15 protein-coding genes are annotated in these 15,595 nt (G+C 57.7%); 7 read left to right on the top strand and 8 right to left on the bottom strand.

The genetic code is table 11. The features are described 5' to 3' along the window. Positions 1-74: 74 nt before the first annotated feature. The gene (locus Q1L34_RS01560) at positions 75-1,340 is read right to left on the bottom strand and encodes a 4-aminobutyrate--2-oxoglutarate transaminase (RefSeq protein WP_004868558.1); all 1,266 of its coding nucleotides are present in this window, start codon (positions 1,338-1,340) and stop codon (positions 75-77) included. 118 nt (positions 1,341-1,458) lie between these two features. On the opposite strand from Q1L34_RS01560, the gene pdxR reads away from it, so the two are divergent. Next, positions 1,459-2,982, top strand: coding sequence for a MocR-like pyridoxine biosynthesis transcription factor PdxR (pdxR, locus tag Q1L34_RS01555; RefSeq protein ID WP_327204343.1), 1,524 nt, complete (start codon positions 1,459-1,461; stop codon positions 2,980-2,982). Positions 2,983-3,033: 51 nt separating this feature from the next. On the opposite strand, the gene rpoH is transcribed toward pdxR, so the two are convergent. From rpoH to ftsY, 4 genes are all read right to left on the bottom strand, one after another. Beyond that, entirely contained in the window at positions 3,034-3,888 is an 855-nt protein-coding gene (gene rpoH / locus Q1L34_RS01550; RefSeq protein WP_004868561.1) for an RNA polymerase sigma factor RpoH, read from the bottom strand. Between the two features lie 258 nt (positions 3,889-4,146). Then, on the bottom strand, positions 4,147-5,205 hold the full coding sequence (gene ftsX, locus Q1L34_RS01545) for a permease-like cell division protein FtsX (RefSeq protein ID WP_004868563.1): 1,059 nt from the start codon (positions 5,203-5,205) through the stop codon (positions 4,147-4,149). Next, positions 5,198-5,866 (bottom strand): cell division ATP-binding protein FtsE, encoded by a 669-nt coding sequence (gene ftsE / locus Q1L34_RS01540; protein ID WP_004868565.1) that lies wholly within the window; start codon positions 5,864-5,866, stop codon positions 5,198-5,200. The genes ftsX and ftsE overlap by 8 nt, the downstream gene beginning before the upstream one ends. A gap of 2 nt (positions 5,867-5,868) precedes the next feature. Next, the gene (gene ftsY / locus Q1L34_RS01535) at positions 5,869-7,527 is read right to left on the bottom strand and encodes a signal recognition particle-docking protein FtsY (RefSeq protein WP_044350532.1); all 1,659 of its coding nucleotides are present in this window, start codon (positions 7,525-7,527) and stop codon (positions 5,869-5,871) included. 191 nt (positions 7,528-7,718) lie between these two features. On the opposite strand from ftsY, the gene rsmD reads away from it, so the two are divergent. Further along, a complete protein-coding gene (gene rsmD / locus Q1L34_RS01530) occupies positions 7,719-8,315 on the top strand; it encodes a 16S rRNA (guanine(966)-N(2))-methyltransferase (protein WP_004868569.1) in 597 nt (198 codons plus the stop codon). Then, the gene (locus Q1L34_RS01525; protein ID WP_004868571.1) at positions 8,305-8,583 is read left to right on the top strand and encodes a DUF1145 family protein; all 279 of its coding nucleotides are present in this window, start codon (positions 8,305-8,307) and stop codon (positions 8,581-8,583) included. Before rsmD ends, Q1L34_RS01525 begins: the two co-directional genes overlap by 11 nt. A 10-nt stretch (positions 8,584-8,593) precedes the next feature. Here the strand turns inward: Q1L34_RS01525 and Q1L34_RS01520 are convergent, their stop codons facing one another. Next, complete coding sequence (locus Q1L34_RS01520; protein WP_088402321.1) at positions 8,594-8,953, bottom strand: DUF2500 domain-containing protein; 360 nt, start codon at positions 8,951-8,953, stop codon at positions 8,594-8,596. Between the two features lie 141 nt (positions 8,954-9,094). Here Q1L34_RS01520 and Q1L34_RS01515 point away from each other — a divergent pair, with 141 nt between their 5' ends. Both Q1L34_RS01515 and zntA read left to right on the top strand, forming a co-directional pair. Then, positions 9,095-9,721 (top strand): lysoplasmalogenase, encoded by a 627-nt coding sequence (locus Q1L34_RS01515; protein ID WP_004868576.1) that lies wholly within the window; start codon positions 9,095-9,097, stop codon positions 9,719-9,721. A 78-nt stretch (positions 9,722-9,799) separates the two neighbouring features. After that, a complete protein-coding gene (gene zntA, locus Q1L34_RS01510) occupies positions 9,800-11,998 on the top strand; it encodes a Zn(II)/Cd(II)/Pb(II) translocating P-type ATPase ZntA (protein ID WP_004868578.1) in 2,199 nt (732 codons plus the stop codon). 319 nt (positions 11,999-12,317) lie between these two features. Here zntA and tusA read toward each other — a convergent pair whose 3' ends face one another. After that, complete coding sequence (gene tusA, locus Q1L34_RS01505; RefSeq protein ID WP_004868581.1) at positions 12,318-12,563, bottom strand: sulfurtransferase TusA; 246 nt, start codon at positions 12,561-12,563, stop codon at positions 12,318-12,320. A 211-nt stretch (positions 12,564-12,774) separates the two neighbouring features. On the opposite strand from tusA, the gene Q1L34_RS01500 reads away from it, so the two are divergent. Continuing rightward, positions 12,775-13,440 carry a 7-cyano-7-deazaguanine/7-aminomethyl-7-deazaguanine transporter gene (locus Q1L34_RS01500; protein ID WP_004868583.1) on the top strand — a complete coding sequence of 222 codons (666 nt, stop codon included), beginning with the start codon at positions 12,775-12,777 and terminating at the stop codon, positions 13,438-13,440. Positions 13,441-13,513: 73 nt separating this feature from the next. Beyond that, positions 13,514-14,071 (top strand): DcrB family lipoprotein, encoded by a 558-nt coding sequence (locus Q1L34_RS01495; RefSeq protein WP_004868586.1) that lies wholly within the window; start codon positions 13,514-13,516, stop codon positions 14,069-14,071. Here Q1L34_RS01495 and Q1L34_RS01490 read toward each other — a convergent pair whose 3' ends face one another. After that, positions 14,072-15,292: an MFS transporter gene (locus tag Q1L34_RS01490; protein ID WP_327204342.1), complete on the bottom strand. Its 1,221-nt coding sequence runs from the start codon at positions 15,290-15,292 to the stop codon at positions 14,072-14,074. Between the last annotated feature and the right edge of the window lie 303 nt (positions 15,293-15,595).

The raw sequence follows: 15,595 nt of genomic DNA, 5'->3' as shown, positions 1-15,595 counted from the left end.
CGCTGAGTATGAAAACTCGTGTGCGGCATCCTGTTTTATCTGGCTTCCCTGCCGCCGCACAGGAGTCGGGCACATCATCCCTTCAGGACGCGCGCCAGAATATCCAGCGCTTTTGTAAACTGCGCATCGGGGATAGTTAACGGATACAGGAAACGGATAACGTTGCCATAGACGCCGCAGCTCAGCAGCAGCAGACCATTTTCCTGAGCCTTTTGCTGAATGTGGCGGGTGAACTCCGGTGACGGCGCGCCGGTCTGCGGATCGTTAAATTCCACGGCAACCATTGAGCCCTGGCCGCGAACATCAACAATCGCCGGACAATACTCGCGCGCCTGATTCAGCACCTCTTTCAGGTGGCTGCCAAGCTGTTCCGCACGTTGACACAGCTGCTCTTCTTCAATGACGTCAAGGACCGCATGAGCCGCGGCGACCGCCAGCGGGTTACCGGCATAGGTGCCGCCCAGTCCGCCCGGCGCCGGCGCATCCATCACCTCGGCGCGCCCCACTACGCCTGACAGCGGGAAACCGCCGGCAAGGCTTTTCGCCATCGTCATCAGGTCCGGCTTCACATCGTAATGCTGCATAGCAAACAGCTTGCCGGTGCGGGCAAAACCGGTCTGCACTTCATCGGCAATCAGCAGGATGCCGTGGGTATCGCACAGCGTACGCAGCGCCTGCATAAACTCCGCTGGCGCGACGTTAAAACCGCCTTCGCCCTGAATCGGCTCGAGGATAATTGCCGCCACCTGGTCCGGGGCAATATCGGCTTTAAAGATACGCTCAAGGCTTTTCATCGCCTCATCGGTGGTGATGCCGTGGGCAGCATTCGGGTATACCCCGTGATAAACCGAACCAGGGAACGGTCCAAAACCGATTTTGTAAGGCGCGACTTTACCGGTCAGCGCCATGGTCATAAAGGTACGCCCGTGAAAGCCGCCGCCAAAAGTAATCAGTCCCGGACGGCCGGTATAAGCGCGGGCAATCTTCACCGCATTTTCCACGGCTTCCGCACCGGTGGTGAAGAAAGCGGTTTTGGCCGGGCCATCGACCGGCGCCAGCGCGTTAATGCGCTCCGCCAGCGAAACATAGCTTTCGTAAGGGACAATCTGATACGCCGTATGGGTAAAGGCCTCCAGCTGCTGCGCGACGGCGGCAACAATTTTCGGGTGGCGATGGCCGGTATTGAGCACGGCGATTCCCGCAGCAAAATCAATCACCTCGTTACCTTCCACATCCCACAGCGTGGCATTCTCCGCCTTCTCAACAAAGTAATTGCACATTACGCCTACGCCGCGCGGCGTCGCCTGCTGGCGACGTTGATTCAGTTCTGAACTTTTCACCCTCGAATCTCCTGTCATGTGTGTCACGTTATCGCAACAATCTCGAAACTATGTCGTTTATTTACACAGGAGTTGGCCCTATAATCGAGTACCAATTTAGATTATCTGAGGGATCCAATTGCGCTCACTCGTCGGTGACCTTGTGCTGGTCAGATTGCAGGAGGAGACAGACCCGCTGCTGCATAAACGCTTATACAATGCGGTTCGTCGCTCGATTCTGGACGGTTCTTTAGCGCCCCATAGCCGCCTGCCCCCCTCGCGAGATCTGGCCGGGGAGCTCGGCGTTTCAAGAAACACCATATTAACAACTTATGAACAATTGCAGGCGGAAGGATATGTGGTTTCCCGCCGCGGAAGCGGCACATTCGTCGCGAAAACCGGGCCGGATATTTCTCTTTCTACTGGCAGCATCGCCGAAAACAGCAGCGACTTGACGGCAACCCCCTTTTTGTCGCGCCGCGGGCAACAGCTGCTCAGCCACGTCAGCGCCAGCCCGCGCCAGTGGGGAGCGTTTATCCCTGGCGTACCGGACGTCAATGCTTTCCCCCACCCGCTATTTGGCAAGATTCAGGCCCGTATCAGCCGCCGCCCGAAACCCGAGCGACTGAGCTACAGCTGTAACGGCGGTACGCCGGAACTGCAGCAGGCGTTAGTGGATTACCTGCGCGTGTCCCGAGGCGTTCACTGCCAGGCAGATCAAATTCTTATTACGGAAGGGATCCATCAGGCAATCGATCTGGTGACGCGTATGCTCTGCGATAGTGGCGATCTGGCGTGGGTCGAGGAGCCCTCCTACTGGGGGATCCGTCACGTGCTGGCGATGAATGATGTGCGGGTCAATCCCATTACCGTCGATGCCAACGGCCTGTGCCCGCCGGAGACAGTTGAGGCGGCGCCGCACCTGATTTTTGTCACCCCATCGCATCAGTATCCGCTGGGGGCGGTGATGAGCCTGGAGCGCCGTCAGCGCCTGTTGGCTCTGGCGCGCCAGCACGGCAGCTGGATCGTCGAGGATGATTACGACAGCGAATTTCGCTTTTCCGGCCAGCCGATTCCGGCGCTGCAGGGACTGATTGCCGACGCGCCGGTCGTCTATATCGGAACATTCAGTAAGACTCTCTACCCGGGGCTGCGGTTGGGGTATGTCGTGCTGCCGCGTCCGCTGATTGGCGATCTGAAAAGCGCCCATGCCGAACTCTATCGCGGCGGCCACTCGCTGATTCAGATGGCGCTGGCGGAATTCATTAACGCGGGCCATTACTCCGCCCATATCCGACGAATGCGCCTGCTGTACAGCCGCCGTCGCGCCTGCCTGACCGAGCTGATTCAGCGCTATTGCAGCCCGCAGGCGCTGTCAGATTTCAGCGATAACGCCGGTCTGCATCTGATCCTCAACTTGCCAGACGACGCGGACGATGTCGCGATCGCCAGACAGGCCAATGCCCACAATATTCTGGTGCGTCCGCTCTCGCGCTACTATCTGACGGAAGAACGTAAGAAGGGGCTATTGATGGGCTTTGCCAGCCTGGCAGAAGCGCAAATGGAGCCGGCCTTCCGTATCCTGCTGGCATGTCTGCAGACGCTATGCCCGCAGGTGCTGGCCGAAAAAGCAGACGCAGAAAAACAAAACGCCCCAACGTAATGTGGGGCGTTATCGGGTGCCTGCACAGAGGCGAGTATGTACGCTGTTGCGTTATGCTTCGATGGCAGTACGCAGTTTCTTCATCGCGTTCTTTTCCAGCTGGCGCACGCGCTCAGCCGACACGCCATAGCGATCCGCCAGTTCCTGCAGCGTCGACTTATTGTCTTCGTCCAGCCAGCGGGCGCGGATAATGTCCTGGCTACGCTCGTCCAGACCTTGCATCGCGTCGGTCAGCTTGTTGGCCGCCTGCTCTTCCCAGTTATCATCTTCAATGCCATCGGCAAAGTTAGACGTTTTATCCTGCAGGTAGAGCACCGGTGCCATCGGCTGGCTATCGGACTCGTCGTCCGACGACATGTCGAAGGTCATGTCCTGCGCCGCCATACGGGATTCCATTTCACGTACGTCTTTGCTCGACACGCCCAGCTCACGGGCCACCATCTCGACTTCATCCTGGTTAAACCAGCCCAGACGCTGCTTAGTTTTACGCAGGTTAAAGAACAGCTTACGCTGCGCTTTGGTGGTCGCGACTTTCACAATACGCCAGTTACGCAGAACGTATTCGTGAATTTCAGCCTTAATCCAGTGTACGGCGAAGGAAACCAGACGCACGCCCACTTCCGGGTTGAAACGACGCACGGCTTTCATCAGGCCAATGTTGCCTTCCTGAATCAGATCCGCCTGCGGCAGGCCATAGCCCGAGTAATTACGAGCAATATGAACAACAAAGCGCAGGTGAGACAGGATCAGCCTTTTCGCTGCTTCCAGATCGCCCTGGTAATGCAGCTTTTCAGCAAGCTCCCGCTCTTCATCAGCCGATAACATCGGCCAGCTGTTCGCAGCCCGGATATACGATTCCAGGTTACCAACGGGGGCTAAAGCTAAAGTTTGCATATCTTTGGTCATTCAAATCCTCTCAATCGATATCGTCTGACGTGATGGTTCCCATGAGATGAGCAACAAACATGCCAGCGTTTATGAGCAACGAGAATATCACCCACATTAGTATCAGACAGTGATTTTATCCACAAGTTCCATGCAACGATGTGAATAGATTACGCACAAAATGTGACATGGAAATGAAACGTAGGGAAGAGACAACAGGGACTCTTTCCCTGCAGAGAGACATTCATCAGTGCAGGGAAAGATTATATCAGACTTTTTTTAATCGGGGGTAAAGTGACGTAAATGTTGCACGGTAGCCAGCCAGGCCGCCACCCAGCCAATCATCGAGCAGACAATCAGCATCAGCAGACACTCGTCGAAGCCTAACCCGCTGAGTTCAAACTTAGTTCCAAACACCTGCGCGACTTCCGTCACCGCGGACGACAGGCGCATCACCATAATTTCCGACAAAATCAGCGACAAAAAGGCACCGCAGAAGCCCAGCAGCGCACCGCCATACAGGAACGGACGCAGGATGAAGCCGTCGGTCGCGCCAATCAGTTTTTGCACGTTAATGGTATCGCGACGAGCAAAAATGCTCAGGCGTACGCTGTTGCCGATAACGAGGAACACAGCCGCCACCATCAGCACGCCAATCAGCGCCGACACCCGGCCCACCAGCCCGGTCAACGAGGAGAGGCGGGCAAACCAGCTGTCATCCATACGCACTTCGTCCACGCCCTGAATGTGCGTCACGCGATCGCGCAGCGTATTCAGCGCATTGGTGCTCTGGAAATCCAGCTTCGGCACGACAATCGCGACGGCCGGAAGGGGGTTCTCTTCCAGCATATCCAGCGCGCCACCAAAGCCAGACCAGTTGCGGAACTCGCCAAGCGCTTCATCCCGCGACAGATAGTTCACCTTCTCTACGCCTTGTTCTGCCTGGAGCTGGCCAACCACTCGCGCCGCCGCGTCATCGTCCAGCGTTTTCTCAAGATAAACGGTGATCTGCGGCGACGGGTAGTACTGCGCCGCCGCGCTGTTGACGTTCTTGTACACCATGTAGCACACGCTTGGCAGCGTCAGCGAAATGGCGATAACCATAATGGTCAGGAAGGTAGCCAGCGGCGTACTTTTTAAATCCTGGACCGCGCCATGCCAGGCATAGCGAACCTGTTCGTTAAAGACGTTGCTCTTACGGGAAGCCGGGCCCGGCGCTGCTTTTGGCCGCTTCGGCGCATTACGCCCACCGCCGCCGCCCGCGCCTGCGCCATTGCGGAGGCGATCGAGCCTGCTACCGAACTGGCGAATCTGGTTTATTGCGTCGCGCTTATTCACCCCAATGGCCTCCATGCATATGACCGTCGCTCAGGGTCAGCATGCGATACGAGCGGCTGGAAATCAGCCCCAGGTCGTGCGTCGCCATCAGAACCGTTACGCCTACGCGGTTAAACTCCTCAAACAGGCGTAAAATCCCTTCCGAGAGCGCCTCGTCGAGGTTACCGGTAGGTTCATCCGCCAACAACACCGCAGGCTTATTGACCACCGCGCGGGCAATCCCCACGCGCTGCTGTTCGCCGCCGGAGAGTTGAATAGGGAGGTTTTTCGCTTTGTCCAGCAGCCCGACCTTGTCCAGCGCCGCCGACACACGGCGACGAATATCATCGCCGCTGGCGCCGGCAATAATCAGCGGAATAGCGACATTATCAAACACCGTACGGTCCATCAGCAGGTGGTGGTCCTGGAAAATCATGCCGATCTGACGGCGCAAAAACGGCACCTCACGGCTTTTCAGGCGGCTAATATCGTGGCCGCCGAATAAGATTTTCCCGGCGCTCGGCCGTTCAATACCGCAGATAAGCTTAAGCAGGGTACTTTTCCCCGCGCCGGAGTGGCCGGTCAGAAATGCCATCTCGCCCGACTGCAGGTGGAAATTCACCCCCTGCAGCGCTTGTCTCCCACCGAGATAGGCTTTGCTGACTTGTTCAAAGCGAATCATGATTAATCCTCTCGGGCAAAAAGTGCCTCAATAAAGTCGCCCGCATTAAACGGACGCAGATCCTCAATACGTTCACCGACGCCAATGTAGCGAATCGGAATACCGAACTGGTCGGCGACCGAGAAGATAACCCCACCTTTCGCGGTACCGTCCAGCTTAGTCAACGTGATGCCGGTCAAGCCAACGGCTTCATGGAACAGTTTGGCCTGGCTAATCGCGTTTTGCCCGGTGCTGGCATCGATGGTCAGCATGACCTCATGCGGCGCATCTTCATCCAGTTTTTTCATCACCCGGACAATTTTCTTCAGCTCTTCCATCAGGTGCGATTTATTCTGCAGACGACCCGCGGTATCGGCGATCAGCACGTCAACATTTCGCGCCTTCGCGGCCTGAATAGCATCGAAGATCACTGATGCCGAGTCCGCGCCGGTATGCTGAGCAATCACCGGAATGTTGTTGCGCTGACCCCAGACCTGCAGCTGTTCTACCGCCGCGGCACGGAAGGTGTCCCCGGCCGCCAGCATCACCGATTTACCCTGCTGTTCGAACTGACGCGCCAGCTTACCGATAGTGGTGGTTTTACCCACGCCGTTCACGCCCACCATCAGAATAACAAATGGCGTTTTCCCTTCAACATTCAGCGGCTCATCCACTTTCGCAAGGATATCGCCCATCTCTTCTTTCAGCAGGCCATACAGCGCTTCCGCATCACGTAGCTGCTTACGGCTGGCGCCTTCGGTAAGATTGGTAATGATCTTACGGGTCGTTTCCACGCCGACGTCAGCAATCAGCAGCTGCTCTTCCAGCTCTTCAAACAGATCATCGTCGATTTTTTTGCCGCGGAACAGACTGATAAATCCGGAACCGAGGTTCTGTTTGGTTTTAATCAGGCTGCGTTTCAGACGGGCGAAAAAGCCCTCTTTCGTCGGTTTTTCCTGCTCCTGCTGAGCGGAATCATCCGGCTGACTCTGTTCTTCCGCTTCAACAACCTCTTTATCATCAATAGGTTGAGTGGAGAGCGCCAGAGCTTCAAGCTCTTCATCAGACAGAGCAGATTCAGGCTGCTCCTCACCGCGCGGCTCATCACTCACCGCGTCGTCCACGGCAGCGACTTGCGGCTCATCCGTCACCGCTTCCGGCGTCTGCCCTGCTACCGCTTCCGCGACAACCGGCTGAGCGATCGCATCTTCGACCAGCGACTCCGGAGCAGCGAGGTCTTCCGCCGGCAGCTTTTCAGCAACCGTCTCTTCAGCAGCGGTCTCAGCCACAACCTGTTCAACGGCAGCCTCTTCGACCCACGTACTGGCGGCTGGCGCTTCGTCAATAGCAGCGTGCGGCTGAGGGATCGCTTCGACTTCGGCCGGGGCTTCAACCGCAGGCGTCACCGGCTCAGAGTGCGGTAATTCGCTCTCAACAACCTGTTCAGTCACCTCAACGACATCGGCCGCAAAAGCTTCCGCGTCCTCTTTCTCCACCGTAGAAGCGCTTACCGTATCCGCTTCTGGTGCCGCCACCGTCTCAGCAGGCAACGCTGTAGCCGAATGCTGTTCGGCAACGTCGGTTTGCCCTTCTACTTTCTGTTCGGTCTCGGTTTCCTGCGCCTGTTCTTTTTGTCCAAAGCCCAGCCAGGAAAAGAAGCCACGTTTTTTCTCTTTTGCCATTTGCGACGACACTCCCGCTGTTTATTCATGGCACAGCTTCGGCATAACAATAGCGGAAGCTGAAAAATGATGAAATTAGTCGGATAGTCTATCACTTAACTTAACTCGCATCACCGCCCCCGGATTAAGGTTTCGTCATCCGCGTTCGATCGCTAGAATAGCGGGCTGAAAGTGGAGACCTGAGCAACGAGATGAAGAAACCAAACCACACGGGCAGCGGCCAGATCCGTATTATTGGTGGGCAATGGCGGGGGCGGAAATTACCGGTGCCCGAGAGCCCGGGCCTGCGCCCGACTACCGACCGGGTCCGTGAAACCCTTTTTAACTGGCTGGCGCCTGTCATGGTCGATGCGCACTGCCTCGATTGCTTTGCCGGCAGCGGCGCCCTCGGGCTGGAAGCGCTGTCGCGCTATGCGGGCAGCACCACGCTGCTGGAAATGGAGCGCGGCGTCGCTCAACAGTTGCAAAAAAACCTGGCGACCCTGAAAGCCAGCCATGGCAAGGTGGTCAATACCAATACGCTCAGCTACCTTAATCAGCCAGGCACGCCGCACCATATCGTGTTTGTCGATCCGCCTTTCCGCAAAGGTCTGCTGGAAGAGACGCTGCGTCTGCTGGAAAATAACGGCTGGCTCGCCGATGAAGCGCTCATCTACGTTGAGAGCGAAGTCGAAAATGGCTTACCGCCGGTGCCGGCATGCTGGCATCTGTATCGTGAGAAAGTGGCCGGACAGGTCGCCTACCGTCTCTATCAACGTGAGGCAAAAGGAGAAAATCATGCTGATTAATTTTGGCCGCGTGTTGATGCTGTGCGTCTGGGCATTTTTATTATTAAACCTGTTTCAGCCTTTCCCGAAGCCGCTGAACATCTTCGTTAACGTTGCTCTGATCTTTATGATCCTGATGCACGGTCTGCAGCTGACGCTGCTGAAGGCCACTCAGCCGAAAGATGCCCCGCCGCTGGGCCGTTTTGAACAGGTCCGTATTTTTATCTTTGGCGTGTTTGAACTGGTGGCCTGGCAGAAAAAACTCAAGGCCACGCTGCGTAAGAAGTAACCTCGTGGGCTCAAGGTTCTGGCGTAAACGCGACAAACCTTGAGCCTTTGTAGCTCAGCGTTCCCCGGTCACCGACGCTGAGCGCATGATATTGCGCCGCCTCAAGCCGAAAACTGACTTCCAGGCCACCGGTTTCCGGCCTGAAGCTCACGTCATAGCGCATATCGCTGCCGGCGGGGGCTACGGTTTGCTGGCGCGACCGGCGATCGTTGATCACCTTCTCCCGTTTGTTACTCACCACCACCCGCTTTTGTAGCAGCGGCGCGGCGTCGTTAGCCATATTTTCCCGTCGTTGCTGTACATAGCGGACCGATGCGGCCACCACAATAATGGCGACGACGATAATAAAAAACAGGGGAACCTTGCTCATTCATCTCACCCATAAGAATTCTCAGGAATAAGCATACCGCGCCTTGATTAACGTTGTCATCTGCCCGCCCGAACCACTACACTAAGTTTCAGTACTGCCAATACACCACTCACTTAATAATAACAGATACAAGGACTTACTATGCTTTGGTCGTTTATTGCTGTCTGTTTCTCCGCATGGCTTTTCGTCGATGCGTCCTATCGCGGCCCCACGTGGCAGCGCTGGGTTTTTAAACCCGTCACGCTGATCCTGCTGCTGCTGCTGGCCTGGCAGGCGCCAATGTTCAACGCTATCAGCTACCTGGTACTCGCCGGGCTGTGCGCTTCGCTGCTGGGCGATGCATTAACGCTGCTGCCGCGCCAGCGGGTGATGTATGCGGTGGGGGCCTTTTTCCTGTCGCATCTGCTGTACACGATCTGGTTTGCCAGCCAGATGACGATGTCGTTTTTCTGGCCGCTGCCGCTGGTGCTGCTGGTTATCGGCGCGCTGCTGCTTGCGGTCATCTGGAGCCGGCTGGAAGATCTGCGCATGCCGGTTTTCACCTTTATCGGCATGACCCTGGTGATGGTCTGGCTGGCCGGTGAGCTGTGGTTCTTCCGCCCGACGGATACCGCATTCTCAGGCTTCGCCGGTGCGACATTCCTGCTGTTGAGTAATATTGTCTGGCTGATCAGCCACTATCGCCGTCGCTTCCGCGCCGATAACGCCATCGCCGCCGCCTTCTACTTTGCCGGCCACTTTCTGATCGTCCGCGCGCTGTATCTGTAATTTTGCGCTTGACTCTGGAGTCGACTCCAGAGTGTATCCTTCTGGTAATGAGAAAATTATCATTACCGGGAGGGTCCCATGTCGACTCCAGAAACGCAGGATAAAAAAGTCCCACAGTTCTCGTCATTCAAATTAAAGCCGGTTGTCGCCCAGGCTGACAGCTGCTGCACGGAATCTGGCTGTGCCGCCGATAACGCCGCCGACAGCGAGGGGTTAAACGAGGCGCGCTATCGCTGGCTGGTTGAAGGCATGGACTGCGCCGCCTGCGCCCGTAAAGTCGAAACGGCGGTGCGCCAGGTACCCGGCGTCAACCAGGTGCAGGTTCTGTTTGCCACCGAAAAACTGCTGGTCAACGCCGATGCCGATATTCGCACTGCCGTCGAAAGCGCGGTACGTGCCGCGGGCTATACGCTGCGCGATGAAAGCGCCCCGCCGCCGGAAACCTCACCTCTGCGCGAGAACCTGCCGCTGATAACGCTGGTACTACTGATGGCGCTGAGCTGGGGTCTGGAGCAGCTCAACCACCCCTTCGGCGAGCTGGCATTCATTGCCACCACGCTTGTGGGTCTGTGGCCCGTCGCTCGTCAGGCTTTGCGCCTGATCCGCAGCGGTAGCTGGTTTGCCATTGAAACACTGATGAGCGTCGCCGCCATCGGGGCACTGTTTATCGGCGCAACGGCCGAAGCCGCGATGGTGCTGCTGCTGTTTATGGTTGGCGAGCGCCTTGAAGGCTGGGCGGCCAGCCGTGCCCGCCAGGGGGTAAGCGCGCTGATGGCGTTAAAACCCGATACCGCCACTCGCCTGCGTGACGGCGTGCGGGAAACCGTCGCCCAGCGCGATCTCCGCCCTGGAGACGTAATTGAAGTCGCAGCAGGTGGTCGCCTGCCCGCCGATGGTCAGCTGCGCACGCCGTTCGCCAGCTTCGATGAAAGTGCCTTAACCGGTGAGTCGGTGCCGGTCGAGCGCCGCTCCGGAGAACGCGTGGCGGCAGGCGCCACCAGCGTCGACCGCCTGGTGCAACTGACGGTGATTTCTGAGCCGGGCGACAGCGCCATTGACCGCATTCTGAAGCTGATTGAAGAAGCGGAGGAACGTCGGGCGCCGATTGAACGCTTTATCGATCGTTTCAGCCGGATTTACACACCGGCCATTATGGTCGTCGCCCTGCTGGTCGCCATCGTACCGCCGCTGTTCTTTGCCGCCGCCTGGCTACCGTGGATCTACAAAGGTCTGACGCTGCTGCTGATCGGCTGTCCTTGTGCGCTGGTCATTTCCACTCCGGCGGCCATTACTTCCGGGCTGGCGGTGGCGTCGCGTCGCGGTGCCCTGATTAAAGGCGGCGCAGCGCTTGAGCAACTGGGTCGCATACGTCAGGTGGCTTTTGATAAGACCGGGACGCTAACCGTCGGCCAACCGCGCGTCACCGCCGCCATCGCCCTGAATGACGTGGATGAAAATGACCTGCTGGCGCTGGCGGCGGCAGTGGAACAAGGCTCCAGCCACCCGCTGGCGCAGGCCATCGTGCGCGAAGCCCAGCAGCGCCAGCTGACGATTCCGTCTGCCCGCGGTCAGCGCGCACTGGCGGGTTCGGGCATTGAAGCCGAGGTCGACGGTCGTCAGATACTGATTTGCGCGGCAGGCAACGACGCCGCCGCAGAGCATGAGGCGCAGATTCAGCAGCTGGAGAGCGCGGGTCAGACGGTTGTGCTGGTATTGCGCGAACAGTCTCTGCTCGGCATTCTGGCGCTGCAGGATACGCTGCGAGACGACGCCCGTCAGGCGGTCGACGATCTGCATCGTCTGGGGGTGCAGGGCGTAATTCTGACCGGCGATAACCCGCGGGCGGCTGCCGCCATTGCCGGGGAACTGGGGCTGGAATTCCGTGCCGGGCTGCTGCCGGCCGATAAAGTGGAGGCGGTCACGGCGCTCAATGCCGCTGCGCCGCTGGCGATGGTCGGTGACGGGATTAATGACGCGCCGGCAATGAAGGCCGCCACCATTGGTATCGCCATGGGCAGCGGAACCGACGTGGCGCTGGAAACCGCCGATGCCGCCCTGACGCATAACCGCTTAACCGGTCTGGCACAGATGATTTCCCTGGCCCGCGCCACCCACGCCAATATTCGGCAGAACATTGCGATTGCGCTTGGCTTAAAGGGAATTTTTCTTATCACTACGCTGCTCGGACTGACCGGGCTGTGGCTGGCGGTGCTGGCCGATACGGGGGCAACGGTGCTGGTGACCGCTAACGCCCTGCGACTGTTACGTAAGAAGTAAGCGGAAAGACCCCGGTGGCGTGTTGCTTACCGGGGCTACGGAAGCGTGCGATATTTGGATTTGGTAGCTCCACTTCCGGGAAGACGGTCTGCAGCAATCGCACCGTTTACCCCCGGTGGCGCGCTGCTTACCGGGGCTACGGAAGCGTGCGGTTTTTGGACTTTATAGCCCCGCCTCCGGGAAGACGGCCTGCGGCAATCGCACCGTTTACCCCCGGTGGCGCGCTGCTTACCGGGGCTACGGGAGCGTGCGGTCTTTGGATTTTGTAGCCCGGACAGGGGCATTGCCCCGCCTCCGGGAGAGGCACGCAAACCCGTGCTTAATGGCTTTTACGAATCAGATAGCGATAGGGCAGCGCCGCGGTTTCTTGCGCCAGCAGCTCATGCTCCATAAAGCGGCAAAAACCCGGAATATCACGGGTTGTCGCCGGATCGTCGGCGATAATCAGCAGCGTTTCGCCCACCGGCATTGTACGTACGGTCTTACGCACCATCATTACCGGCTCCGGGCAACGCAGGCCCTGAGCATCCAGAGTGTGGTCAGGGCTGGAGAAAAGTTCGGTCATTTTCATCTCACATCAACAAAACGGCCCTAGTTTACCCCCACTTTTCCGCTACGCAAGTCAGGTTAACGTTTGCGCGAAAAACAACCATTGCAATACCCGCTCAACGCAGTATCATTCTGCCGCTTCAAACTGGTACTCGTGGGTTGGCAAAACACGGCACGAGTATTGATTTATTGGGTTCCCTCACCCCAATCACTAAAAAGGTCACAATATGAGTCCATTTACAACGTCACAGCGTCAAAAAGCGCTGGTCTGGCTTTCTCTTTTTCATTTGCTGGTTATCACCTCCAGCAACTATCTGGTGCAGCTCCCGATCTCCATTTTTGGTTTTCATACCACCTGGGGCGCGTTCAGCTTTCCGTTTATCTTCCTCGCCACCGATCTGACGGTGCGGATTTTCGGCGCGCCGCTGGCACGACGCATTATCCTGGCGGTGATGGTCCCGGCGCTGCTGATCTCCTATGGCATCTCGTCCCTGTTTTATATGGGCGAATGGCAAGGCTTTGCCGCGCTGACCCACTTTAACCTGTTCGTCGCCCGTATCGCCGCCGCCAGTTTCATGGCCTACGCGCTGGGCCAGATCCTCGATGTCCACGTCTTTAACCGCCTGCGTCAAAACCGCCGCTGGTGGCTGGCGCCGACCGCCTCGACCCTGTTCGGCAACGTCAGCGATACCCTGGCCTTTTTCTTCATCGCTTTCTGGCGTAGTCCGGACCCGTTTATGGCGGCGAACTGGGGAGAAATCGCGATTGTCGACTACAGCTTCAAGGTACTGATTAGCATTGTTTTCTTCCTGCCGATGTATGGCATGTTGTTGAATATGCTGCTGAAAAAACTGGCAGATAAATCTGATTTATCCGCATTGCAGCCAGGTTAAGAGTACTCGCAGGTTGATGTGATAAGATAAGCGAATGAGCCGTTAATGGCCGTTTATCGAAAGGAAGATGTCAATGCGCAATTTGGTTAAATATGTCGGTATTGGCCTGCTGGTTATGGGGCTTGCGGCCTGTGATAACAGCGACACAAAAACGCCGACTGCCGGGGCTGCTGCGGAAAGCAATGCCAGCGGACAAAATATCAGCCTGCTGGATGGCAAGCTGAGTTTTTCCCTGCCAGCAGGAATGACCGATCAGAGCGGCAAGCTGGGTACCCAGGCCAATAACATGCACGTCTATTCTGACGCCACCGGACAGAAAGCGGTGATCGTGATTGTTGGTGACAGCACCAATGAAGAATTGAGCGTGCTGGCTCAACGCCTGGAAGATCAGCAGCGCAGCCGCGATCCACAGCTGCAGGTTGTCACCAATAAATCGATTGATATCAAAGGCCACACGCTGCAGCAGCTGGACAGCATCATCTCCGCCAAAGGCCAGACCGCCTGGTCTTCCGTCATTCTCGGCAAGGTTGACGATAAGCTGCTGACCCTGCAGATCACGCTGCCGGCAGACAATCAGCAGCAGGCGCAAAGCGCAGCTGAAAACATCATCAATACCCTCGTCATCCAGTAACTACTGGCCTGACGTAGCGGCCTCCGGTGACACCGCCGGGGGCCGTTTTTTTAACCGCCAGCTCAGCAACAGCGCCACCGCCACCAGCCCCGCCGCCGCCAGATAAATGGTGGAAATCCCGGCCCATGCCATCAGCAGCCCGGCCAGCGGCCCGGTAATGCCTAAAGACAGATCCATAAATACCGTATAGGTCGCCAGCGCCGAGCCCTGATTCTGCTGCGGCACCGCCTTCACCGCCACCACCCCCAGCGCAGGGAAGACCAGTGAAAAACCGGCGCCAGCAAAGAAGGTCCCGACTTTGGCGATCGTTGAAGTCTCAGCCAACCCCACCAGCAGAAGTCCGACAATCTCAACACTAAAGCACAGCATCGCGACGTTCAGTCCCCCCAGACGATTAATGCCATTGGGGAACAGCAGACGCGTGCCAACAAACGCGCAGCTAAATAGCGTCAGCGCAAACGCCGCGCCGTCCCAGCCTTTGGCGTCGTAAAACAGGGTAATAAACGTCGCGATCGTGCCAAACCCGGCGGAAGCCAATGCCAGCGCCATCCCATACGGCCAGACCCGGCCCAGCACGGCGCGAAACGTCATCGCTTTGCCCTTCGTCGCTCTGACCGCCGCCCTCGGCAGCGCGCACAGAATAGCGACCAGCGCCACGGCCATAATCGCCCACGCCAGCCCCGGCAGCCCGACAAGGGAGTAACAGAGCACGCCGAGCGGCGCCCCCATCGCCATCGCCCCGTAAGTCACGATTCCGTTCCACGAAATCACCCGCCCGATATGCAGCGAGCCCACCACCCCCACTCCCCATAGCGTTGAACCAGTACCGGCAAAGCTTTGCCCGATACCGAGAATCACCCGGCCGAGGCACAGCAGAGCCAGGCTAAGGATCGGCCAGCCGCTGCCGACGGCCGCCAGCAGATAGCTCAAACCGCTGAGAAAACAGCCGCACAGCCCGAAGATCACGATCTTTTTCGGCCCAAGGAGATCGGCGTAGCGTCCGGCATGAGGGCGGCTGAGGAGAGTGGCAAAATATTGCAGGCTAATGACCAGGCCGGTCCAGAACGCGCTAAATCCCATCACATCATGGACATAGCCCGGCAGAACGGCCAACGGCAGGCCAATTGTCAGGTAGCTGGCAAAATTAAACATCACCACGGAGACAATCCGCAGATTAAGGCGCACTCCATTGAGCGCCGGTTCGTCAACGGGTTCGGGCATTGGGTCCACCAGACTTTTACAACAATGTTTCACTATTACCACGTCGTCTGCTCAAAAGCAGCCCGCGGCGCAGAAATTCGCGCTCGACGGGCCGCACGGTCAATCTCAGCATCGAGTACAGCGTCTGCCAGCAAGTGCTGCCAGAGGATAACTGACGGTCATTTTCGCTCCGCCACGGGATGAATGTTTTTGTCGCTAGCCGGAACAGGCCGGCAAGAGAGCCCCATTCGTCAGGAGCAAATGTGAATAGCCGAAGGCGGCGTCGGGTGAGGAGCAAAACTCGCCCGGGAACACCGATAACCC

Origin of the sequence: Klebsiella ornithinolytica (genome assembly GCF_030505655.1) — a bacterium.
Taxonomy (GTDB): Bacteria; Pseudomonadota; Gammaproteobacteria; order Enterobacterales; family Enterobacteriaceae; genus Klebsiella; species Klebsiella ornithinolytica.
The sequence above is the reverse complement of the archived record's forward strand: the minus strand, read 5'-3'. Positions and strand labels throughout refer to the sequence as shown.